23 protein-coding genes and 1 pseudogene are annotated in these 21,205 nt (G+C 70.3%); 15 read left to right on the top strand and 9 right to left on the bottom strand.

Annotated elements, in window-relative coordinates; all coding sequences use genetic code 11:
* The 5 genes from TFC3_RS11100 to TFC3_RS11080 all read left to right on the top strand — a co-directional run.
* A partial coding sequence (locus tag TFC3_RS11100; RefSeq protein ID WP_067498938.1) for a class I adenylate-forming enzyme family protein occupies positions 1–1,208 on the top strand: 1,208 nt, incomplete at its 5' end.
* Positions 1,201–2,316: a beta-ketoacyl synthase N-terminal-like domain-containing protein gene (locus tag TFC3_RS11095; protein WP_067498936.1), complete on the top strand. Its 1,116-nt coding sequence runs from the start codon at positions 1,201–1,203 to the stop codon at positions 2,314–2,316. The genes TFC3_RS11100 and TFC3_RS11095, both read left to right, overlap by 8 nt.
* Positions 2,317–2,325: 9 nt before the next feature.
* Positions 2,326–3,126: a glycosyltransferase family 2 protein gene (locus TFC3_RS11090; protein WP_067498934.1), complete on the top strand. Its 801-nt coding sequence runs from the start codon at positions 2,326–2,328 to the stop codon at positions 3,124–3,126.
* A complete protein-coding gene (locus TFC3_RS11085; RefSeq protein WP_067498932.1) occupies positions 3,123–4,544 on the top strand; it encodes an amidase family protein in 1,422 nt (473 codons plus the stop codon). Before TFC3_RS11090 ends, TFC3_RS11085 begins: the two co-directional genes overlap by 4 nt.
* 74 nt (positions 4,545–4,618) lie before the next feature.
* Complete coding sequence (locus TFC3_RS11080) at positions 4,619–5,185, top strand: TetR/AcrR family transcriptional regulator (protein ID WP_201787139.1); 567 nt, start codon at positions 4,619–4,621, stop codon at positions 5,183–5,185.
* Between the two features lie 65 nt (positions 5,186–5,250).
* Here TFC3_RS11080 and TFC3_RS11075 read toward each other — a convergent pair whose 3' ends face one another.
* Positions 5,251–5,712: a GNAT family N-acetyltransferase gene (locus tag TFC3_RS11075; protein ID WP_236718073.1), complete on the bottom strand. Its 462-nt coding sequence runs from the start codon at positions 5,710–5,712 to the stop codon at positions 5,251–5,253.
* Between the two features lie 91 nt (positions 5,713–5,803).
* A complete protein-coding gene (locus TFC3_RS11070) occupies positions 5,804–6,757 on the bottom strand; it encodes a polysaccharide deacetylase family protein (RefSeq protein ID WP_067498929.1) in 954 nt (317 codons plus the stop codon).
* Between the two features lie 341 nt (positions 6,758–7,098).
* On the opposite strand from TFC3_RS11070, the gene TFC3_RS11065 reads away from it, so the two are divergent.
* Positions 7,099–7,530, top strand: a complete 432-nt coding sequence (locus tag TFC3_RS11065; protein ID WP_067498927.1) for a Fur family transcriptional regulator — start codon at positions 7,099–7,101, stop codon at positions 7,528–7,530.
* Positions 7,527–9,791: a catalase/peroxidase HPI gene (gene katG / locus TFC3_RS11060; protein ID WP_067498926.1), complete on the top strand. Its 2,265-nt coding sequence runs from the start codon at positions 7,527–7,529 to the stop codon at positions 9,789–9,791. The genes TFC3_RS11065 and katG overlap by 4 nt, the downstream gene beginning before the upstream one ends.
* Positions 9,792–9,919: 128 nt before the next feature.
* Here the strand turns inward: katG and TFC3_RS39225 are convergent, their stop codons facing one another.
* On the bottom strand, positions 9,920–10,288 hold the full coding sequence (locus TFC3_RS39225) for a LysR substrate-binding domain-containing protein (RefSeq protein WP_082771971.1): 369 nt from the start codon (positions 10,286–10,288) through the stop codon (positions 9,920–9,922).
* A 13-nt stretch (positions 10,289–10,301) separates the two neighbouring features.
* Positions 10,302–10,472, bottom strand: a pseudogene (locus TFC3_RS40435) (hypothetical protein); the annotation flags it as partial.
* A 177-nt stretch (positions 10,473–10,649) separates the two neighbouring features.
* Between TFC3_RS40435 and TFC3_RS11050 the strand changes: the two are divergent.
* From TFC3_RS11050 to TFC3_RS11040, 3 genes are all read left to right on the top strand, one after another.
* On the top strand, positions 10,650–11,012 hold the full coding sequence (locus TFC3_RS11050; RefSeq protein WP_067506419.1) for a nuclear transport factor 2 family protein: 363 nt from the start codon (positions 10,650–10,652) through the stop codon (positions 11,010–11,012).
* Between the two features lie 175 nt (positions 11,013–11,187).
* On the top strand, positions 11,188–12,180 hold the full coding sequence (locus TFC3_RS11045) for a hypothetical protein (protein WP_067498922.1): 993 nt from the start codon (positions 11,188–11,190) through the stop codon (positions 12,178–12,180).
* A gap of 233 nt (positions 12,181–12,413) precedes the next feature.
* Entirely contained in the window at positions 12,414–12,770 is a 357-nt protein-coding gene (locus TFC3_RS11040; protein WP_067498921.1) for a VOC family protein, read from the top strand.
* A 71-nt stretch (positions 12,771–12,841) separates the two neighbouring features.
* On the opposite strand, the gene TFC3_RS11035 is transcribed toward TFC3_RS11040, so the two are convergent.
* Genes TFC3_RS11035 through TFC3_RS11015 form a run of 5 tightly spaced genes read right to left on the bottom strand, consistent with a single transcriptional unit; the run spans position 12,842 to position 17,409 of the window.
* Complete coding sequence (locus TFC3_RS11035; RefSeq protein WP_067498919.1) at positions 12,842–13,501, bottom strand: response regulator transcription factor; 660 nt, start codon at positions 13,499–13,501, stop codon at positions 12,842–12,844.
* Entirely contained in the window at positions 13,498–14,712 is a 1,215-nt protein-coding gene (locus tag TFC3_RS11030) for a sensor histidine kinase (RefSeq protein ID WP_153040182.1), read from the bottom strand. The genes TFC3_RS11035 and TFC3_RS11030 overlap by 4 nt, the downstream gene beginning before the upstream one ends.
* A gap of 32 nt (positions 14,713–14,744) precedes the next feature.
* Positions 14,745–15,689, bottom strand: coding sequence for a D-alanine--D-alanine ligase family protein (locus TFC3_RS11025; protein WP_067498915.1), 945 nt, complete (start codon positions 15,687–15,689; stop codon positions 14,745–14,747).
* Complete coding sequence (gene alr / locus TFC3_RS11020) at positions 15,686–16,789, bottom strand: alanine racemase (RefSeq protein ID WP_067498913.1); 1,104 nt, start codon at positions 16,787–16,789, stop codon at positions 15,686–15,688. The genes TFC3_RS11025 and alr overlap by 4 nt, the downstream gene beginning before the upstream one ends.
* Positions 16,786–17,409 (bottom strand): M15 family metallopeptidase, encoded by a 624-nt coding sequence (locus tag TFC3_RS11015; RefSeq protein ID WP_082771970.1) that lies wholly within the window; start codon positions 17,407–17,409, stop codon positions 16,786–16,788. Before TFC3_RS11015 ends, alr begins: the two co-directional genes overlap by 4 nt.
* A gap of 116 nt (positions 17,410–17,525) precedes the next feature.
* On the opposite strand from TFC3_RS11015, the gene TFC3_RS11010 reads away from it, so the two are divergent.
* The 5 genes from TFC3_RS11010 (at position 17,526) to TFC3_RS37900 (ending at position 21,199) form a co-directional block, all read left to right on the top strand.
* Entirely contained in the window at positions 17,526–17,834 is a 309-nt protein-coding gene (locus tag TFC3_RS11010; protein ID WP_067498912.1) for a MazG nucleotide pyrophosphohydrolase domain-containing protein, read from the top strand.
* A gap of 107 nt (positions 17,835–17,941) precedes the next feature.
* Positions 17,942–19,276, top strand: coding sequence for an ABC transporter substrate-binding protein (locus TFC3_RS11005; RefSeq protein ID WP_153040181.1), 1,335 nt, complete (start codon positions 17,942–17,944; stop codon positions 19,274–19,276).
* Complete coding sequence (locus tag TFC3_RS11000) at positions 19,276–20,208, top strand: carbohydrate ABC transporter permease (RefSeq protein ID WP_067498908.1); 933 nt, start codon at positions 19,276–19,278, stop codon at positions 20,206–20,208. The genes TFC3_RS11005 and TFC3_RS11000 overlap by 1 nt, the downstream gene beginning before the upstream one ends.
* On the top strand, positions 20,205–21,062 hold the full coding sequence (locus tag TFC3_RS10995) for a carbohydrate ABC transporter permease (RefSeq protein ID WP_067498906.1): 858 nt from the start codon (positions 20,205–20,207) through the stop codon (positions 21,060–21,062). The genes TFC3_RS11000 and TFC3_RS10995 overlap by 4 nt, the downstream gene beginning before the upstream one ends.
* Positions 21,059–21,199 (top strand): hypothetical protein, encoded by a 141-nt coding sequence (locus tag TFC3_RS37900; protein WP_161952570.1) that lies wholly within the window; start codon positions 21,059–21,061, stop codon positions 21,197–21,199. The genes TFC3_RS10995 and TFC3_RS37900 overlap by 4 nt, the downstream gene beginning before the upstream one ends.
* Positions 21,200–21,205: the final 6 nt, after the last annotated feature.

Here is a 21,205-nt window from a genome sequence, read left to right as displayed (position 1 = left end):
GGGCCGCACGCCGGCTCGGAGCGGCGGGGGCCTTCGCGCCCGTGGCCGATTCCGAGTTGAAAGCCCGGCTCACCGCCACAAGCGTCGCCGAAGTCGTCGACGGTGCCGGCGGGGTGCCGCTCGTGCTGCCCCATCCGGCCGCGACCGATCCCGGACTCCCGGCCGAGGCTGCTGCGGTCTTCCCGACCTCAGGTAGCACGGGCCGGGCCAAACTGGTCGTCCTCTCGCACGACGCCCTGGACTATCAGGCCCGCGAGACAGCGCAACGCCTCGCCCTCAGCGAGGCGGACGCCATGCTCGTGCCGCTTCCACTGGCCCACGCGTACGGCCTGAGCATCCTGCTGATGTGGCTGGCCGGCGCCGGGCGGTTGTTGCTGGAGACCACGTTCACCGCCGCCGGTCTTACCGGCCGGTTGCTCACCCACGACGTCACCACGCTGGACGGCGTTCCGTCCATGTACTCCGTGTTGTTCAAAGCTGCCGCCCGCGAACCGGAGCTCGCCGACCGGTTGCGCCGGCTGCGGGTGCGCGGGATCGGCGGCGACGTGCTGCACCCCGCGCTGGCCGCCCGCTTCGACGCCCTCGGCGCCGGCCTGCACGACGGCTACGGGCTGACCGAGGCCGGCCCGAACGTGGCGATCAGCGCGCCCGGTGCAGTGCGTCCGGGCACCGTCGGTACACCCCTGCCGGGCAGCCAGGTACGACGCGACCCGGCAACCGGGGAGCTGCTCATCGACACACCCAGCCGCATGCTGGGCTATCTCGGCGACCCGCAGGCCACCGCCGCCGCGTTCACCGCCGACGGATGGCTGCGCTCCGGCGACCTCGGTGACGTCGAACCGGACGGCCACGTGCGGGTGCTGGGCCGGCTCAAGGAAGTGCTCATTGTGGATGGTGAGACCCACGCGCCCCAGCTGATCGAGGACGTGTTCCGGGCACTGCCGGGGGTGGCGGAGGCGTGTGTGCTCGGGGTGCGTTCACCGGACGACGCCTCGGGGCGCGGTGACCGGCTGGTAGCGTTCGTCGAGCTGGCCGACCCGGTGAGCGTCATGGATCTGCGGACGGTGTGCCGCCGGGACCTTCCGCCCCGGCTGCGCCCGCGCGACATTCACGTGGACGTGCCGATGCCGCGCACCAGCACCGGCAAGGTGGACCGGGCGGCGCTGCGCCGCTGGGCGACCCGGCCAAGCGTGGCCGGCCATGGCTGAGCCCGGCCTGGTCATCACCGGCGCGGGTCTGGTCACCGCGTTCGGCGGGGGCACCGAGCAGTTCTGGACCCACCTGGTCAGCGGCGCGTCGGCGCTTACCCCGCCGGCTCCGGACACTGGGCCGGGCATCGCCGCCGCACCCGGCTCCCGCCGGCAACCCGACGATCCCGCCCGGCAGCCAGCCCTGGTGCGCCAGGCGCTGACCGAGGCTCTCGCCGATGCCGGGCACGCTGCAGTGCCGCCGCGCACGGTAATCATCCTGACCGGGCAGACCGCGGCGCTGGACAAGGTGACGCCGCGCCGGTTGTCCCTGCTCGGTGCCGACCCGCTGGCAGCGGCGGTACGCGGGGAAGCCGAACCCCTCTTCGTGTCGCACGCCTGCGCGTCGGTGCTGTTCGGCATCGCCCTGGGCCGGCGCTGGCTGCAGGCCGGGCTCGCGGACACCGCCATCGTGCTGGGTGGCTGGACCGCCGGTGAGTACGACGTCGCCTCGATGGACGTGGTGAAGGCACTCACCGCCGAGGTGGCCCGGCCGTTCGACCCGGAGCGCAGCGGCACCACGCTCGGCGAGGGCGGTGGTGCCCTGGTACTCGAACGCCACGGCGATGCTCGCCGGCGTGGGGGCGTACCCCGGGCTGCTCTTGCCGGTGTGTCCTGCCGCATCGCCGGGAGCGCAGCCGCGGCCTCCGACGCCGTCAGCGCGTCCGCCGTCATGGCCGAGGCGCTGCACCGGGCCGGGATCTCGCACCCCGGCCACGTCCACGCCCACGCCGCCGGGACCGTGCAGGGCGACGACGCCGAGTTGGACGCGCTGGACCGGCTCGCTCAAGCCGGCGCTTGGCCTGCCACCATGGTGACCAGCCACAAGGGAGCCATCGGGCACCTGATGCACTGCGCTGGATTCCCGGCCGTGGTGGCCGCCGTGCGCACCCTGGAAACCGGCGTGATCCCCGGCACCGCGGGCTTGCGCGAACCGGTGCAGCGGGGCGCGCTGACGGTGCCGACCTGCGCGCAGCACTCCCCTGGCGTGCCGAGTGTGCTGGTGAACAGCTTCGGCTTCGGCGGTAACACCGCCGCCGCGGTGCTGATCCAGCCGACCCATCCTTAAGGACATCGCATGTCGCATCCCACCGATTCGCCCCTGGTCACCGTGGTGACCCCGACCCACAACCGGCCTGCCGAGCTGGTCCGGGCCATGGCCTCGGTCGCCGCTCAACAAGGCGTCCGCGTCGAGCACCTGGTGTTCGGCGACAACTGCCCGGCGCTGGCCGACCCGGCGCTGGTGCAGGAGCTGTCGCAACGCTTCCCGCACGCCGTGATCTCCAATATCGCCGGTGCCGAGCACGCCGCACTGCCCCAGGACTATCTGCCCGCCCGCATCGCCGCGCTGCGCAACCGGGGCATCGCCGCAGCTCGCGGCTCGTGGATCGCTCAGCTCGACGACGACAACGAGTTCGAACCGGAGCACCTGAGCAGCCTGCTGGCCTGTCTGGCTGCTCATCCGGGCGCTGAGGTGGCGCACAGCTGGCGGCTGCTGGTGGCCCCGGATGGCTCGCCATACGAGGTGGCCGGCGAGAATCCGTGGCATCCCGACCCGGCGCTACGGGCTTCCTCGTACACCCGCCTGGTCGAGCTGGGGGTGTTCGAGCCGGGCTCGGCAGTGGTGCGCGACGCCCTGCGCGCCGGCGGCAAGGAGTTCAACGGCGTGGACACCAGCGAACTGCTCGTACGCCGCGAGCTGCACGAACGGTTCCCGTTCCCGACGGAGTACTCGCGGTGGTGGCGCAAGCTCGAATGGACCGAGGATTACGCGTGGTGCGTGCAGCTGGACCGGGCGAAGGTGGCGATGGTGTGCAGCGGCCAGGCCACGTTGCGCTATTACATGGGCGGCTACTCCAACGCGGCGGTGGTGCTGTGAACACAGCGACCGCTCTGCGCGCCGCCCTGACTGACGGCAGCACAACCGCGACGGACGTGCTGGCCGAGCACCTGCGCCGGCTGGACGAGGTCAACCCGGCGCTCAACGCGGTAGTGGTGACCGAGCGCGAAGGGGCGGCTCGCAGCGCTCGGCAAGCCGGCGAAAGACCGCAGCGGCCGCTGTCCGGCATCCCGGTCACCGTCAAGGAGCACATCGCGGTGACCGGGCTGCCATCAACCTCGGGTGATCCGGCGCGCGCGCATCTGCAACCGCCGGACGCGCCGTGCGTGTCGCGGCTTCGTGCGGCCGGTGCGGTCGTGCTCGGCAAGACCAACCAATCGGCGCACGGCAGGGACTGGCAGACCCACAACGAGGTGTACGGCCGCACCAACAATCCGTGGGATGTCAGCCGCACACCCGGTGGCAGCAGCGGTGGGGGGGCCGCCGCGGTGGCCGCCGGTCTCGTGCCGATCGACCTGGGCACCGACACGGCCGGATCGCTGCGCCTGCCCGCGGCCTTCTGCGGCGTGTACGCCCACCGCCCGAGTGAGGGCAGCGTCGCCGGCATGGGACCGGTGCCCGCCCGCCCGCTGCCGCTGCCCCGGATGACCGAGCCCGGCCCGATCGCCCGCAGCGCCAAGGACCTGCGGCTGACCCTGGACGTGCTGGCTACCGCGCCGCCCGGGACCCACCGGGAGGTGAGCGCCTTGAACGGCCTGCGGGTTGCGGTGCTCACCCCACCGGACTGGTTCGGCATGCATCCGGACGTGCAGGACGCCTACCACCGTTTCGCCGAGGCACTGGCGCCCCGGGTACGCGCGTTGCGCTGGTGCACCCCGGAGTTGCCCGGAGGCGTGTCGGCGCAGCACGACACCTTCCTGGCCGTGCTTGCCGCCCAGGGAGCACGCCTGACCCCTCGCGAGGAGCGGGAACAGTTCGCTGCGGCGTTGAGCGCCAGCAACGACCCCCGCGACGATGCCTGGGTGTCCGGGCTGTTCCCCACCCCGGACAGCCGGGCCCGCTGGGCCGAGCACCGCCGCCGGCTGCGGCTGGCCTGGGACGGCTTTTTCGACTCCTGGGACCTGCTGGTGGCGCCGGCGACCTCGGTGGTGGCGTTTCCGCATGACACCGGCAAGGCCGCCGACTGGTTCTCCACCCTGGACCTGGGCGGGGGTCGCACCGGCCGTTACAACAACCTTTTCCTGCCCGGGTCGCTGGCCGCGCTGCCCGGCTTGCCCGCCACGGTGTTCCCGGCCGGTTTGAGCCCGGACGGGCTGCCGGTGGGCTTGCAGGTGCTGGCACGGGCCGGCGAGGACCGGGTGGGCATCGGCTTCGCCGGGCTGGTGGACGAGCTCACCGGCGGGTTCCGGCCACCACCGCCCGTACTGGTTCCGGCTGGCGCGGCCTCTACTTCTTGAGGCGGCGGCTGCCGGAGGGCGCGGGACCTCAGGCAGCCGCGGCGCCGCTTCGGGCCATCAGGACCGCGGCGGCCGTGTTCAGCACGGCGATGATGGCGAAGGCGATGCCGAGGCTCGGCAGCCGGGGGTTCGCCGCCACGTCGGTGGAAGACCTGGCCCGCGCGGCGCGGGTCACGACGGGCGCGCTCTACCACCACTTCTCCACCAAGACGGCCCTCTTCGAGATCGTCTTCGAGCAGGTGCACGGCGGGCTGCTGGCCAAGGCGGGTGACGCTGCGGGCGGCGCATCCCATGAGGTCGAGGCCCTCAGCCGCGGCTTCGAGGCCTTCCTCGACGGGCTGTTGCTACCCGAGGTGCAACGCATTCTCATCATCGATGCGCCGGCCGTGCTGGGCCTGGCCCGCTACACCGAACTCGACGAGCGCTACGCCTACGCGACGATCTCGGAGCATCTGCGAGAGGCCGTGGTGGCCGGCCGCCTGCACGTCCAGGACACCGACACGATCGCCCGGCTGCTGCTGGGCGCCGTCACCCGGGCAGGCATGCTGATCGCCAACGCCGCCGATCCCCGGCGGGCACGCGACGACGCTGCCAGCGCCCTGCGCCGCCTGCTGCTCGGCCTGGCCCACCCGCCCGCCTGATGCCCGGAGAGCGGATGCCTTCCTGGAGTTCCCTTGCTCGTGGAGTCAGTTCATCGGACACAGTGTCATCGGACGTAGTGCCGCAGCCGCACCGCTTCACCGCGCGGCCCCGTCCACCCAGCGGTGGTCGTGCGGGTATACCGCCAGCCCGTGCGCTCGTAGAACGCGGCAGCCGCCGAGTCCGCCTTGTCCACGACGCTCAGGATCAGCCGGCCACCGGAGGACACGCTGACGTGGTCCAGCAGTGCGCTGGCGACCCGCAGCCGCCGAGCCGCCGGGGCCACGAACAACCGGGTGACTTCCCGGCCGTTCTGCACGGCGACATGCCCAACGATGACACCGGGTGAGCTCTCGGCCACCCAAGCCTGGTCGAGTTGGATGTGGTTCAGCCAGGCCTGCGGGTCGGACGGCCACTTCATCGGGTAGCCGTCGGCCAGGCGCACCTCTCGCAGCAGCTCAACGCACAGGTCGAGGTCCTCGGACCGCCGCGTGCGGATGGTCAGGGGCCAGACAGCCAAGTTGCTCACCGAAGCATCACGGAGCAACGCTAGCTCACCCGGCGATCGGCCTCAGGTGAGAAACGGACGCCAGCCGAATTGCGCCAGTGGGGGCCAGCAGCTAGGACAGGGCCGGCAGTTTGAGGTGCTTCGCCCGGATGGTGTCGATGATCTGCTGCAGGCCGCGGGAGGTGTACTTGCCGTGGCCGTGCATGAGCAGGACACCGCCGGCGCGTACGGGGGCCGAGCGGTAGTCGCCGTACTTGACGCGCTGGAGCATGACGGGGATGGACGTGCCTTCCCAGTCGTAGGTGTCGGCGGTCCAGCGGCACAGTTGGTAGTGCTGGGAGGCTGCGACGTCCTGCAGTCGCGTGGTGAAGGCGCCGGCGCCGAAGGGCGGACGTAGCAAACTCCCGTGGGTGCCCTGGTCGATCTGCTTGAGCAGGTTCGCCGTGCCCATCCGGCTCAGCGCCGGGTGCGTCGAGGTGTGGTTGCCGATGATGTGGCCGGCCGCCTTGATTTTGGCGAACAGTTGCGGGTTCTTACGAGCCCAGTCGCCGCGGAAGAAGAAGTGGGCCTTCACATTGTTGCGCTTGAGCGTGGCCAGGATGGAGGTGACCTGGGCGGCGCTGCCGCCGTCGTCGAAGGTGAGCCACACATCCTTTGTGGTGTTCTGGCAGCTCTCGATGCGCTGAATGTCGGCGGCGGCCATCGGCGTCGGCGACACTTTGCCGTCGGCGGTGACGGGACGCGCGCCGGTGCCCGAGACCTTGCGCACCGTGGTGCCCTTGGTGAGGGTCGCGGTGCCGCGGATGGCGTAGCTGCCGGGCCGGGTCGGCAGGCGCAGGTAGCAGGTGCGGCTGGCGGTGTGCCTCACCGGGTTGTTCCATACCGCCCCGGCGCAGGTAACCGTGCTTCCGGCCGTACCGGTGGCAGTGATTGTCGCCTTGAATCCCGCGGCGACGTTGTAGACCGTGACGATCGCCGGGACCGTGCCGCCGGGACTGTCGTACTGGACCGTGCTGACGCCGATCCGGAGCGCAGCCGCCTGCTTGGCCGCAGCGGCGGGCTTCACGGCGGGTGCGGGCGCCGGGGAAGAAGCGCGGGAAGAAGGAGACGGAGAAACAAGAGCAAGAGCAGAGCTGGAAGCAGGGGGTACGGGCGCAGCGGCCGGTGCTGACTTTGTTGTCAACGCGTGCGCGGCGGTAGCACCAGCCAGCAAGATCGCGCCACCGGCCACAGCGATACCGACAGTCCTGAATCTCCGCACGTGCTTCCTCCCCCTAGAAGTGCGAGCACCTTAGCCGAGCGGAACACCAAAATGCGACTCGCCTGAGTGCGCGGCGCGCAGGCCTGGGGCGACAAGCCGGGCGTGGCTAAACTTGAATAATTCCAGATTCACGCTATCGTCGTCGGATGATGGGCGACCTTGAAACGCAGCTGCGAGCCGCCTCGCTGCGCGTGACGCGGCCCCGGATGGCGGTGCTCGCCGCCCTGCACGAGCACCCGCACGTCGACACCGACACGGTGATCGCGCTCGTCCGCGCCGATCATCCCACCGTCTCCCACCAGGCGGTGTATGACGTCCTACGGGCGCTCACCGACGCCGGGCTCATCCGGCGCATCCAGCCGGCCGGGGCGACCGCCCGCTACGAGACCCGGGTGGCCGACAACCACCACCACATCGTGTGCCGTTCCTGCGGTGCGATCGCGGACGTCGAGTGCGTCACCGGTCACGCCCCCTGCCTGACCGCCTCCGACGATCACGGTTTCGTGGTCGACGAGGCAGAAGTCGTGTTCTGGGGCATCTGCCCCGCCTGCTCGAAAGGAAGCGAAGGAAGCGAATGAGCGACACCCAGGACCACCCCACCAGCGCTCAGGGCGTTGACAAGATGGGCGGCTGCCCGGTCGCGCACGACTCCGTGACCTCGCACGGCAGCGAGAGCGAAAACCCCGCGATCGACTCGCCGACGCCCAAGACCGGCGGCCGCCCGCACACCAACCGGGACTGGTGGCCCAATCAGCTCGACCTGTCGGTGCTGCACGCGCACTCGTCAAAGGGCAACCCGCTCGGCCCGGACTTCAGCTACGCCGCCGAGTTCGCCAAGCTCGACGTGGACGCCCTCAAGCGTGACATCACCGAGGTGCTGACCACCTCGCAGGACTGGTGGCCGGCCGACTTCGGGCACTACGGCGGCCTGATGATCCGGATGAGCTGGCATGCCGCCGGCACCTACCGCATCCAGGACGGCCGCGGTGGCGCCGGCGACGGCGGGCAGCGGTTCGCGCCGCTGAACAGCTGGCCCGACAACGCCAACCTCGACAAGGCGCGCCGGCTGCTGTGGCCCGTGAAGGCCAAGTACGGCCAGAAGATCTCGTGGGCCGACCTGCTCGTGCTGGCCGGCAACGTGGCGCTGGAGTCGATGGGCTTCGAGACCTTTGGCTTCGGCTTCGGCCGTGTGGACGTGTGGGAGCCCGAGGAGATCTTCTGGGGTCCCGAGGACACCTGGCTGGGCGACGAGCGCTATGCCTCGGAGTCGACGATGTCCGAGGGCGTAGGCGCCACCGAGATGGGCCTGATCTACGTCAACCCCGAGGGCCCGCGCGGCAGCGGTGACTTCCGGGCCGCGGCGCACTTCATCCGCGAGACCTTTGCCCGCATGGCGATGAACGACGAGGAGACCGTCGCGCTGATCGCCGGTGGTCACACCTTCGGCAAGACCCACGGTGCCGCGGTGGCCGACAACCACGTCGGTCCCGAGCCCGAGGCGGCTCCGCTGGAGGCGCAGGGCCTGGGCTGGCTCAACACCCACGGCAGCGGCAAGGGCAACGACACGATCACCAGCGGTCTCGAGGTCACCTGGACCGACAAGCCGACCGAGTGGTCCAACCGCTTCTTCGAGATCCTCTTCGCCTACGAGTGGGAGCTTGTCCAGAGTCCCGGCGGCGCCAAGCAGTGGGTCGCCAAGGACGCCCCGGAGATCATCCCGGACGCGCACGACCCGGCGAAGAAGCACAAGCCGACGATGCTCACGACCGACCTGTCGCTGCGCTTCGACCCGGCGTACGAGAAGATCTCCCGCCGTTTCCTGGAGCACCCCGACGAGTTCGCGCTGGCGTTCGCGAAAGCCTGGTACAAGTTGCTGCACCGCGACATGGGTCCGGTCAGCCGTTTCCTGGGCCCCTGGGTTGCCGAGCCCCAGCTGTGGCAGGACCCGGTGCCGGCCGTCGACCACGAGCTGGTCGGCGACGCCGAGGTGGCCGCGCTCAAGGCCAAGGTGCTCGACTCGGGTCTGAGCACCGCAGAGCTGGTCTCGACCGCATGGGCGGCGGCCGCGAGCTACCGCTCCACCGACAAGCGCGGTGGCGCCAACGGTTCCCGCATCCGCCTCGAGCCGCAGCGTAGCTGGGAGGTCAACCAGCCCGAGCAGCTCGCGAAGGTGCTGACCACTCTGGAGGGCATCCAGCAGGAGTTCAACGCCGGCGCCAAGAAGATCTCGCTGGCCGACCTCATCGTGCTGGCCGGTTCGGCAGCAGTGGAGAAGGCCGCGGCCGACGCCGGGGTTGAGATCACCGTGCCGTTCCACGCCGGGCGCACCGACGCCTCGCAGGAGGACACGGACGTCGATTCGTTCAAGGTGCTCGAGCCGCGCGCCGACGCGTTCCGCAGCTACCTGCGCTCCGGTGAGAAGACCCAGCCGGAGATCCTGCTGATCGACCGGGCGTACATGCTCAACCTGTCCGCGCCCGAGATGACCGTGCTCATCGGCGGTCTGCGGGCGCTGGGCAACAACGTCGGCGGCAGCACGCACGGTGTGCTGACCGACCAGCCCGGCGTGCTGACAAACGATTTCTTCGCCAACCTGCTTTCCCCCGGCACCCGGTGGAAGGCCTCGGAGGGTGAGGAGAACGTGTACGAGATCCGCGACGTGGCCACCGATGAGGTGAGGTGGACCGCCACCGCGGTGGACCTCATCTTCGGCTCGAACTCGCAGCTGCGGGCCCTGGCCGAGGTTTACGCCAGCGCCGACGCCCGCGGGAAGTTCGTGGCGGACTTCGTGGCGGCGTGGACGAAGGTCATGGAGCTCGACCGTTTCGACCTGGCCTGATCCACCTTGGAGAATCGGGCCCGGCATCGATGCCGGGCCCGATTTCCGGTACACACTGAGGCAGTCGAGGGTGCCGCCGCTGGATCCCACGGCGGTGGCGCGAACCTTCACTGAGCCGGCCGGTGTCCTCACCAGTCATAAGCGGCCGTGCCGGGGACGATCTCGGCCGCGGCGGCTACGAAGGCCTGGACCCTGGCTGTCTCCCGCGCGGTCGGCCATACCGGTCCCCAGCGCAGGGGCGGCGCGTCCCGCAACGGCACGTACACCACATCGGGACGGGCGTAGAAACGGGTGACGTGTTCGCCGACAACAAACGTTCCCTGCCCGGCACCGACCAGCGTCAGCACCTCCTGGAACGTTTCGGCGACCGGGCCGTCAGTGCCGGGCGAACCGGACGTGCCGCTTGCCGCGAGCGAGCACGGCGCCGAGACGAGGCGGACGCGGACAAGGTCGCACGGATACCAGCCGCGCAAACCGGTGATGGGCCGGTACGGCAAGCATCCGCGACTCGCTCAGCAGAACGGGGCCAACGGTGAGGCCCGGTTCGCCCAGGGGAAAGCAGCCGACGAGCAGGTCGACCTCGTCTGCATGAAGGCGCTCAACAGCGCTGCCAACCTGGATTTCGTGTGCTTGGACCACACAGTCCGGGCTGCCGCGCCGGAACCGGCTCCCCGCGGTCATGACAAGCTGACCGGCCGCTGCGCCGACGTAACCAACCCGCAGCTTGCCGGTGAGCCCGCGCCCATGAGCCAAGGCCCGCACCACCGGCGATCCGATCACGATATTCGGCGGGTGATGCGCCGGCCCCGGAGAGAGTTTGCCGGCCCTGAACAGGCCGCTGGCGGTATAACTGACGACATGGACGACGAGCTGCGTGACGCCGAACGCCGCCTGCAGGCCGCCCAGTTGGCCTCCGATGTCGCTGCCCTCGACCGGCTGCTCGACGACCGGCTGGTCTTCACCGGACCGGACGGCAGGGTTTCCGACAAGGCCGACGACCTGCGGATGCACCGCACCGGCACGCAGGTGATCGACACGCTGCGCGAGGACGATCTGAGCCTTCTTGTGGCTGGGGACACCGGCGTGACGTTGTTCCTCGGACATCTCAGCGGCTCTGTCAACGGAACTCCATTCGCTGCTCGGATGCGTTACACGCGGACGTGGATCCGCGACGAGCATGGCTGGCAGATCCTCGCAGCCCATGCCAGCGTCGTTGACTAGCGAAGGCTCGGGGTGGCGACGCACGTCGGCCGCGCCGGCTGAAGCGCACCACCGGCAGAGGGGCTCAGCCGCTCTCAGGTCAGTCACAGCCATCGAAGGTGATGATGCGAGACGGGCTTGGCCGGTCATGCTGAAGCGTCCGTCGCGGTGACCGGCTCCGGGATGGGGGCGTCTGGTGACTGTCGAACGTGCCGAACGGCGCCGAACGAGGTTCCGTGCGGTATTCGCCTATGGTGCTGCCCTGGCGATGACGCCCTACCTGCTGATCAAGATTTCCTGGGTTGTCGGCGCCTTGTTCGGGTTGTTCCCTCGTAACGAGCGGTTCAGTGTGGCGGGCGTCGTGGTGCTCAACACGGTGTCGATCGGTATGGCCGCAGGGGGGATAGCGCTCGCGTTGGCTCTGGTCCAGCCGTGGGGTGAGCGGATTCCCGCGTTCGTGGTGCTGTCGGGTGCGTGGATCGGCTGTGGGTTTCTGGTTCCCATGCTTGCCTACGCCACGGTGGATACGTTGCTCTCGGCCGGTAGCGAGACACCTGCTGGTCAAGCCTCCGTGATGCCGGGCTGGGAGTACTCCTTGATTCAGGTCAGCTTCCTTGGGATGGGGGTGGGGCTGGCAGTCGCCGTGCCGCTCTACATGAGAGCCCGTTGGCCCGCCGCTTTCGTCGGCCGGATCGGCACCGAGGCGACCGCGGTACCCCCGAACTGGTCGTCGCGGCGAGCGGCGGCCTTGATAGCCATGGTCGGCGCCTTCGTCGTCGGCGTGCTGCATTTGTACTGGGCGATGGGCGGCACCATCGGATTGGGGCATCTTGCCGCCCGGGAGGCCACCTGGTACCTGCAGACGGGTAACACCGGGATTTGGTCGCTCGCCGGGGCGTGGGCCGGCTGGATCGTGGCTCGTGGCCGCCCGGCGGTGCCACTCTGGATACCGGTCGGGCTGAGCTGGCTCGTATCGGGGTTCCTCGTCGCCTGGGGCGTTTGGAAACTGCCGTTCGCCGTGGTGCAGATCCTCGGGGTCGACGTGGGCGCAGTTTGGCCGGAACGGCTCAGTGTCGCGATAGCGCAGATGATGCTCGGTGTGGTCGCAGGCGTGGGGATGCTCCTTGCTGTCCTGGACCTCTACCGATCGCGGCTGCGCCTTGGCAGCAACGTGCAACGACCTCAATGACGACGCGGCCGGAGTCAGCCAGGTGGCGCTCGTTCAGGTCCGGGCGCTACCTGAGCCGCGGGCGTCCGGCGGCGTAGTGGCGTGGTGGCGTGGTGGCGTAGCGGGTGGGTTGCGGCGCGCCGTTCTGCCGGGTGGTTCTGCGGGACATCGCGGATTATTGCACCTCGTTGTTGTTATCGAGGGGTCATGGTGGGTAGCCCAGAAGCGGTTCGAGAAATGAGGAGGAGCGCGAGATGGCTAAGTCTGTGGCAACCGTGTGGGTCCCGGTCGACGACATGGAACGAGCAGTCGCCTTCTATACGGAAACGCTGAACTTGACCGCCAAGGAGACCGGCGGGGACTGGAGCGAGATTGACGCCGGCAATCTGACCATCGGGTTGAACGCTCGGGAGGGCACGTCGGCGCACGCCGACGGGGGCGCTGTCATCACCTTCACGCCTGAGGGTGGCATCGATGCCGAGGTCGATCGGCTCAAGGCGGCCGGCGTCTCGTTCACCGGCGGAATCAGTGACCATGAGTGGGGCCGTATCGCGCCGTTCAAGGACAGCGAGGGCAACGACCTGCAGTTCTACAGCCCTCCGCAGCGCTGACATCGATCGGTGCGCCCGGCACCGCGAACAGCCGGGCAGCTCGACCGGGATGGCAGCCGCCTGGGTGATATCTATTGGTGGATCAGCCCATGTTCGTGGGCGAAGACGACGATCTGCACCCGGTCGCGCAGCGAGAGCTTACGCAGGATCGCCCCCACATGGGTCTTGACCGTGGACTCGCTGGCGAACACGGCCGCCCCGATCTCGGCGTTCGACAATCCACGCGCGGCCGCCGTGAACACCGCGCGTTCCTTGTCGGTCAGCGCCGCAAACGTCGCGGGCACCGGTCGGCGCTGCTGGAACTGGGCGTCCAGCAGCGTGGACAGGTCGCCGGGGGCCAGCACGGCGTTGCCCACGTGAACGCTGCGGATCCCGTCGGCCAGCTGCTGCGGGGTGCTGTCCTTGAGCAGGAAACCGCTCGCGCCGTGACGGATCGCCGTCGCCGCGCGGTCGTCGAGGTTGAACGTGGTCAGCACGAGCACCCGCACCGGCTTGCTGCGCCGGGCGGCCCGGTCGGGCGCGAGGATCTGCCGGGTGGCCTCGACGCCGTCCATCTGCGGCATCCGCAGGTCCATCAGCACCACGTCGGGTTCCAGCTCGTCGGCCAGGCGCACGGCTTCGCGGCCGTCCGGGGCCGAGCCGACCACCCGCAACCCGGGCTGCGCATCGATGATCACCTGAACGCCGGCGCGGAACAGCTCCTGATCGTCGACGAGAAGCACCTCGATCATGCGTGCACCGGAATTCGCGCCGTCACCCGGAAGGCGTCGGCCTCGCGGGTGACCTCCAGAGCGCCACCCGCCGCGATCAGCCGCTGCTGCATCCCGTACAGGCCGTGTCCGGGCACGATGTCGGCAGTTCGGTCCTGGTCGGCCGGGTTGCGTACCTCGATCATCAGCGCGTCCTCGCCCCACTCGCGGTGGATGGTGATCGGACCGCCACGGCTGCCGTGCCGGATCGCGTTGGTCAGCATCTCCTGCAGCACCCGGTACGAGGTCACCGCCCGCTCCGGCGGCAGCGGCAGGCCATAGCCGATCTCGGTGGAGGTGATCGGGTGCCCGTCCACGCGCAGCTTCTCGATCAGCGCGTCCAGGTCGCGCGGCTGGTCACGGGTATCGGACAGCACCTGCCGGACATCGCGCAGCGACCCGCGCGCCGAGTCGGCGATGGTGGCCAGCGCCCGCTTGAGCGCCGCCGGGTTGTCGTCGGGCAGGTATTCGCCGGCTTGGGCCTGGGCCAGGATGACGGCCAGCGAGTGCCCGACGACGTCATGCACGTCGCGGGCCATCCGGCTCTGCTCCTCACGCATCCGGGCGATTTCCTCGACCTGGGCGCGCTCGCGGCGTTCCCGCACCAGGTCAGCCGCCGCCTGCAGGGATTCGTCGCGGGCGCGGGTCGAGATGCGCAGCACCAGCCCGGCCAGCCAAGGCATGCCGAGCAGGGCGGCGCCGACCACGACCACCGTGACGAACCAGTTCGCGGCCAGCGCCGAACTCGCCGGGCCCCACCAGTCGTCGCCGGTCGGCACCGGTGCCAGGCCGATCGGGTTGAAGCCAATCCGCAGCGCGCCGGCACGCAGCGCGGCCCCGGCGATCAGCGAGCCGGCGGCAATCGACACGGGAGCGGCCCACACCGTGGCCGTACGCCCCCACCGTGCGGCCCCGAAGGCCACCGCGGCCACGGCCAGCTCCACAAGCAGGACGGGTACGCTGCGCGCCAGTTGCACCAGCCCGGCGCACCACACCACACCGAGGGCCACCGCGGGCGCGGCCCGGCTCACCCCCACCGCCAGCGCGGTCAGCAGCACCACCAGGCAGGCGGCCAGCGAAACCGGAGCGGTCCCGTTGAGGTTTCGCACCTCGCCCAGGCCGAGCAGCAGCACGAGGAAGCCCGCAACCGTGTCGGGCAGCCATCGCCACGCGACACCCATGACTTCACTCACCTTCGCATCCCATCACGGCGCGAGGCGCCGCATCATCGTTCTACCAAGGCCTCGCAAATCAGGCGTTCCAGGAGGTCGGGGTAGGCGAGTCCGGCCGCGGCGAACATCCGGGGCACCTGCGACTGCGCGGTGAAGCCCGGCATGGTGTTCACCTCGTTGAGCACCGGTCCCGCCTCGGTGAGGAAGAAGTCGACGCGCGCGACGCCCCGGCATCCCAGTGCGTCGTACATGGCCACGGCCGCGTCCTCCAGCGCCTTGCGGTCGCTCCCGGCCAGATCGGCGGGCACGCGGAACTCGGCGCCGCCGCCGTACTTGGCGTCGAAGTCGAAAAATCCGTCAACCACCACTTCCAAAGCAGGCGATACGGTACGGCCAAAGCCCCCGTCCCCCAGCACCGCAACATCAATCTCGCGCCCCGATACCACCTGCTCGACCAGCACCCGCTCATCCAGCGCCAGCGCGGCCTGCAACGCCGCAGTCAGCTGCTCCGGGTCCGTCACCAGCGTGACCCCCTGGCTCGACCCCGCGGCAACCGGCTTGACCACCACGGGACCGGTCCACCGGCAGGCCCGGCTGCTCGCGGCGGTCAGCAGCTCACCGGGGGCCGTCGCGATCCCGATTGCCCCGGCCACCAGCTTGGTCACCCACTTGTCCATCGCCAGCGCACCGGCTCGCACCCCGGAACCCACATAGCGCACCCCGGCCAGGTCCAGCAGCGCGGCCAGCGTGCCATCCTCGCCGCGCGGGCCGTGGACGATCGGCAGGGCCACATCGCAGCTGGTCAGCACGCCGATCGCCGCGGCCAGCCCGATCGGACCCGATGCGTCGTGCCACTCCCCGTCCTCGGCGACGGCCAGGCGTACCACGTCGTATTTGCCGGGGCTCAAGGCCGCCGCCACGGAGGTCGCGGAGGCCAGTGACACCTCGTGCTCGCAGTTGGCGCCGCCGCCGATGACGGCCGCCCGGATCCGGTTCACAGCTCTGCCCCTCCAACGGTGTGCCGGCTCAGGCGGCTGCCCAGACCGGTGACGATCTCGTGCGGGATGGTTGCGGCCCAGCGCGCCCAGTCGGCCACGGTTGGCTCGCCGCCGTCGCCGGGGCCGAACACGGTGACGCACTCCCCGGCTGCGACCGGCAGATCGCCCAGGTCCACCACGGTCTGGTCCATGGAGATCCGCCCGGCCACCGGTTGCCGGTGGCCCCGGACCTGCACTTGGGCGCCGGCCCCGGCCAGGCGGGGCAGGCCGTCGGCGTAGCCCACGGGCAGCAGGCCCAGGGAGGTGTCGCAGGGGGCGTGCCAGGTGTGGCCGTAGCCCACGGGAGTTCCGGCGCGCACCCGGCGTACCGAAACAATCGGCGCTTTGAGGGTGAGCGCGCCGCGCAGCGCAACCGTCCCCGAGGGGTCGATCCCGGCCAGACCGGCACCCACCCGGACCAGGTCGAAGTGGGTTGCCGGGGCGGTCAGCGTGGCCGCGGTCGCGGCGAGATGACGCACCCGCGGCCGCAGCCCCGCACGCCGGGCGACCGCGACGCCCCCCTCGAACGCCGCCAGCGCCGCCGCGTTTGCCGGATCCGCTGGCGAGTCCGCGCACCCGAGATGACTCATCACCCCGGCCACCTGCACGTCTGCCTGCCTCGCGGCCTGGCACAGCGCCGCCCATGCGTGCGGCTCGGCACCGTCGCGGGCCATCCCGGTGTCCAGGTGCAGGTGAATGTGGGCGCCGGCGGGCATCGCGGCAAGATGCGCAAGGCTGGGTACGGCCAGCTCGATCCCGGCGGCCACCGCCTCCGAGAAGTCGGCGCCCACCGGGTTCAGCCAGCTCAGGATTGGCGCGGTGATCCCCGCCGCACGCAGCTCGAACGCCTCGGCGATGCTGGTGACGCCCAGGCTCGACGCACCGGCGGCCAACGCGGTACGCGCCATCGCCGCAGCGCCGTGCCCGAACCCGTCGGCCTTGACGACCGCCATCACCGCCGCGCGGGTGCTCGCCGCCAGCGTGCGGGTGTTCGCCGCCACGGCGTCCAGGTCGACCAGCAGCCTGGCGCCGGTGAACGCCGGGGCCTCCAGCAGGCTCACGCGGGCACTGCCACCGACGCGGGGCCGTACATCGCGGCCGGGGCGCCGGTCATCAGGGCCCAGTACCGGTCGCCGTAACTCCAGTGCCACCACTCGGTCGGGTAGTTCACCAGCCCGGCGGCGCTCAGCACCCGGGCGAGCAGGTCACGGCGGGCTCGCGCGCTCGCACTGATACCGGGCGCGGCGAAGTAACACGCTCCCCCGGAAACCTCCGGCGTTGCGTCGATCGGCGTCCCCAGGTCCAGTTCGTCGCCGGGCACCTCGGCCAGCGTCAGGTCCACCGCAGCCCCAGCCACGTGCGGGGCCACCTCGACGGGCGCGACGAACCGGCTGGTCAGGTGGCGTAGCTCGGCCCCTTGGACTCCCGGGTGCGCGGCTCGCACCTCGGCTTCGTACGCGGTGATGACGGCCTGCTGGGCGGCCGGCGTGCGGTGGCCCTCGACCACGCGCAGGGCGATCCCGGCGGGCAGCAGCTCCCGGGCCGCCCGCAGCCGCTCGGCCAGCCCGGCCCGCACCGCGGCCCGCGCCGGCCCGAAGCCCTCGTCCAGCCGGACCAGCGGGTCACCTTGCTCGTGCACGGCGACGGCAGCCACTCGGGGGTCGCTGAGAAGGATGGTCACGCCCCCAAGGTCGTGGCGGCGCGGGTGCCACCGCCTCGGCCGCAGGTACCGGGGTCCGGTCCCAGGGTACCGGCCCGGCGCGTCACCGGCCCTGCCCCGCCCGCACAATGACTGCCATGGGCGATGACATGTGGACGGCCGTGGCACTCGCCCGGCGCTGGCTGGACGAGCAGAACGGCTGCTCGGCCCAGGAACAGACGCTGCGCATCCTCAAAATCGTCGAGGAAGCCGGTGAGGCAGCCGCCGCGTGGGTCGGGGTGACTGGGCAGAACCCCCGCAAGGGCGTCACCCACACGCCGCAGGACGTGGCCGACGAACTCGGTGACGTCGCGTTCAGCGCCCTGGTTGCGGCGGCCAGCCTGGGCTTCGACCCGCAGGAGGTGCTGGCGCGCGTGGCCGCGAAGGTGAACACCCGGCTGCAGTAACCGTTTCTCCCGCGCGGCAACAAATGGCAACTCGTTGCGTGCCGCCGCACCCAGGACAACCATTTCTAAGCATTGATGCGCGTCACTGGGCAGCGGAAGGGGTCCTCATGCGTTCCGGACGGATGCGGCTGGCGCTGGCGCTGGCCGTGGTGACGGGCCTGGTGGCCGCGGTGGCGGCGTGCGGCGGCGGGGACGGCGGCAGCGGCGGGTCGGGTAAGACGCTGAACGTGCTCATCGGGGCCAACACGCAGTATCCGCAGGAGCAGCAGGCCTGGCAGAAGTCGATCGCCGAGCAGTTCAAGGCCCAGACCGGCGCGCAGGTCAAGTGGGAGACCTTCGCGTCGGCGAACGACGAGCTGACCAAGATTCAGACCTCGGTGGTGGCGGGCAGTGGCCCGGATGTGTACGCGGTCGGCACCACGTTCACGCCCACCGCCTACGCGACGAAGGCGTTTGTGACGCTCGGCGACCAGGAGTGGCAGAAGATCGGCGGCAAGGACAAGTTCATCGCGTCGACGCTGGGCATCTCCGGGCCCGACGAGCAGCACCGGATCGGCATTCCATGGGTGGGCCGGCCGTTCGTGATGGCCTACAACACCGAGCTGCTGTCCGCGGCCGGGATCCAGCACCCGGCGACCACCTGGGACGAGCTCACCGAGCAGGCCAAGAAGCTGACGAACGGCGACCAGCATGGGCTCGCGGTGGCGTACAAGGACAACTACGACCCGTGGAAGTTCATCTGGGGCATGTCGGTGCAGGCGGGCAACCCGATCGTCGACGGCAGGACCGCACGGCTGCAGGATCCGGTGGTACGCAAGGCGTACGAGACCTACTTCGGCTGGCTGACCACGGACAAGGTGGTTGACCCGGCGGCGGTGGGCTGGACCAACTCGCAGGCGATCGCCGCGTTCGCCGAGGGCAGGACCGGGTACATGGCGCTCACCTCGGCGTTGGCGGCCAAGGCGCTGGACGCCGGGGCGGTCAAGGGTAAATGGCGGTTCGCGCTGCTGCCCACGGTGCCGCCGGGTGCCGCGGCCCGCCCGGCGAACGGGGTCGAGGCGGCCAGCATCCTGTCCGGCGACAACCTGTTGATCGCCGGCTATTCCAAGGCCAAGGAGCTGGCGTTCCAGTTCGTCAAGCTGATCACCGACCAGCCGGCCCAGCTGGAGATCTACCGCCAGCTCGGTCAGCTGCCCTCGAACGCGGCTGCGGCGCAGAGCTTGCAGTCCGACCCGAACCTCAAGGTGGTTGTCGAGGCGCAACTGAAGTCGAAGGCGACCCCGTTCTCGGGTGCGTGGGCCGACGTGCAACTGGCGCTCACCAACGCCGTCGTGCAGTCCATCCCCGAGCTGGCGAAGGGCTCGATCACCGGCGCGCAGATCGATGGCCGGTTGGCGGACGCGCAGAAGTCCGCGCAGTCCGCGCTTGACCGGGTCAAGTGATGACGATCCTGCAGCGGCGACCGCAGCAGCAGGCGGTGGCTGAGCCGCACCGGCGCGGGGTGACCCGGCGGCAGCGCCCGCTGTGGTTGCTCGCCCCGGGTGGGGTGCTGCTGGTGGTCGTGGTCGCCGTACCGCTTGGGCTGGCCGTGTGGATCTCGCTGATCGACCTGGACCAGTACACGCTGCGGCGCTGGGTCGAGGCGCCGTTCCTCGGGCTGGGCAACTATGCCGAATCGTTGGACACGGCGCTGCTGCACTCCATCTGGGTGAGCGTGTCGTTCGCGGTGCTGGCGACGGCGATCACGGTGCCGATCGGCGTCGCCGCGGCGCTGGTGACCCAGAACGCCTACCGCGGCCGGGCTGTGGTGCGGGCGATCTTTCTCATCCCGTACGTCCTGCCGTCCTTCGTCGTCGCAACGGTGTGGCGCACCATGTTGCAGCCCGACGGCGTGGTCAACGCCTGGCTGGGCGGGCTCGGCGGGCTGTGGCTCAGCGGGCCCCGGTCGTACTGGGCGCTGGTGCTGGTGGAGGTGTGGGCGGCGTGGCCGTTCATCTACCTGATGGCGCTGGCCGCGTTGCAGTCGGTGGAATCGGAGGTGTACGAGGCGTCGGCGGTGGACGGCGCGACCTGGTGGCCCAAGCTGACCCGGGTGGTGCTGCCGTACCTGCGCGGCCCGGTGCTGCTGGCGTGCCTGCTCGCCACGCTCAACCACATCAACAACTTCACGCTGCCGTTCGTGCTGTTCGGCGCGCCGGCGCCCGAAGACGTCACCGTGATGCCGATGCTGGTCTACGTCACCAGCTTCCAGAGCCTGCGCTTCGGGCTCAGCGCCGCCATGGCCGTGGTGTCGATGATCATCATCGCGATCCCGCTGTTCGTCTACCTGCGCGCGGTCCGCCTCGACGTCCACGAGCAGGAGGCGCGCCGATGAAGGCCGACGTCACGCGGCTGCTCCCCCGCCCGCTGCTGGTCATCGTGACCGTGCTGCTGTGTGCGCTGGTGCTGACCCCGGTCCTCTACATCGTGCTGGCCTCGCTGAACAGCGACGTCGGGGTGGCCTCCGGCGAGTTCTGGCCGGGCACCCTGACGCTGGACAGCTACACCCGGATCTGGACGACGGCCGAGCTGTCCACCGGCATCGTCAACAGCCTGATCGTCTGCGGCGTCACCGCGATGGCCTCGGCGCTGCTGGGCACCAGTTCGGCGTACGTCCTCGTCCGCTTCTCGTTCCTGGGCCGGGTAAGCATTCTGCGCGGGCTCGTCGGGTTGCAAAGCATCCCCGGCACGCTGATGTTGTTGCCGGTGTTCGTGCTGTTCTCCTCGGCCGGCACCTATCTCGGACTGACCGTCATCGGCACCCGCTGGGGCCTTTTCCTCGCCTATCTGACGTTTGCATTGCCGTTCTCCACCTGGGTGATGGTCACCTATCTGCGCAGCCTGCCTCGCGAACTGGAGGAAGCAGCGCGCACCGAGGGCGCGAGCACAACGGTCATCTTGTGGCGCATCGTGATCCCGCTCAGCCTGCCAGCCATCGTGGTCGCCGGGATCTTCGCCTTCCTGCTCGGCTGGAACGACGTGTTGTTCGCCTCGGTGCTGACCCGCCCCGAAACCCGCACCGCCGCCGTCGCCCTGCAGGTTTTCGGGACCGCGCAAGAGGGTGGCGCTCTGCCGGTGTACTCGCAGATGATGGCCGCCGCGCTGATCTGCGCAGCCCCGGTCGTCCTGCTGTACCTGCTCTTCCAGCGCTACCTGGTCGGCGGCCTGACCGCCGGGGGCGTCAAATGACGCGGGTCGCGGTCTCGCACGAGCTGCTCATCGCCGGCTTCTACCGCGCGGTGGCCGCTGCCGAGCCGTTCGCCGCCGGCTTGAGCGAGGCGATGCGCTGCCTGTACCTGGTCAACGCGATTCACCGAGAGCACTGAGAGGCG

Source organism: Actinoplanes sp. TFC3, from assembly GCF_001553785.1.
Classification (GTDB): domain Bacteria; phylum Actinomycetota; class Actinomycetes; order Mycobacteriales; family Micromonosporaceae; genus Actinoplanes.
The sequence above is the reverse complement of the archived record's forward strand: the minus strand, read 5'-3'. Positions and strand labels throughout refer to the sequence as shown.

Bases quoted from the DNA above. Each gene is read 5' to 3' on its own strand.
- TFC3_RS11095 (WP_067498936.1), top strand. From the start codon at position 1,201: ATGGCTGAGCCCGGCCTGGTCATCACCGGCGCGGGTCTGGTCACCGCG.
- TFC3_RS11090 (WP_067498934.1), top strand. From the start codon at position 2,326: ATGTCGCATCCCACCGATTCGCCCCTGGTCACCGTGGTGACCCCGACC.
- TFC3_RS11065 (WP_067498927.1), top strand. From the start codon at position 7,099: ATGATGGGCGACCTTGAAACGCAGCTGCGAGCCGCCTCGCTGCGCGTG.
- katG (WP_067498926.1), top strand. From the start codon at position 7,527: ATGAGCGACACCCAGGACCACCCCACCAGCGCTCAGGGCGTTGACAAG.
- TFC3_RS11050 (WP_067506419.1), top strand. From the start codon at position 10,650: ATGGACGACGAGCTGCGTGACGCCGAACGCCGCCTGCAGGCCGCCCAG.
- TFC3_RS11040 (WP_067498921.1), top strand. From the start codon at position 12,414: ATGGCTAAGTCTGTGGCAACCGTGTGGGTCCCGGTCGACGACATGGAA.
- TFC3_RS11035 (WP_067498919.1), bottom strand. From the start codon at position 13,501: ATGATCGAGGTGCTTCTCGTCGACGATCAGGAGCTGTTCCGCGCCGGC.
- TFC3_RS11010 (WP_067498912.1), top strand. From the start codon at position 17,526: ATGGGCGATGACATGTGGACGGCCGTGGCACTCGCCCGGCGCTGGCTG.
- TFC3_RS11005 (WP_153040181.1), top strand. From the start codon at position 17,942: ATGCGTTCCGGACGGATGCGGCTGGCGCTGGCGCTGGCCGTGGTGACG.
- TFC3_RS11000 (WP_067498908.1), top strand. From the start codon at position 19,276: ATGACGATCCTGCAGCGGCGACCGCAGCAGCAGGCGGTGGCTGAGCCG.
- TFC3_RS10995 (WP_067498906.1), top strand. From the start codon at position 20,205: ATGAAGGCCGACGTCACGCGGCTGCTCCCCCGCCCGCTGCTGGTCATC.
- TFC3_RS37900 (WP_161952570.1), top strand. From the start codon at position 21,059: ATGACGCGGGTCGCGGTCTCGCACGAGCTGCTCATCGCCGGCTTCTAC.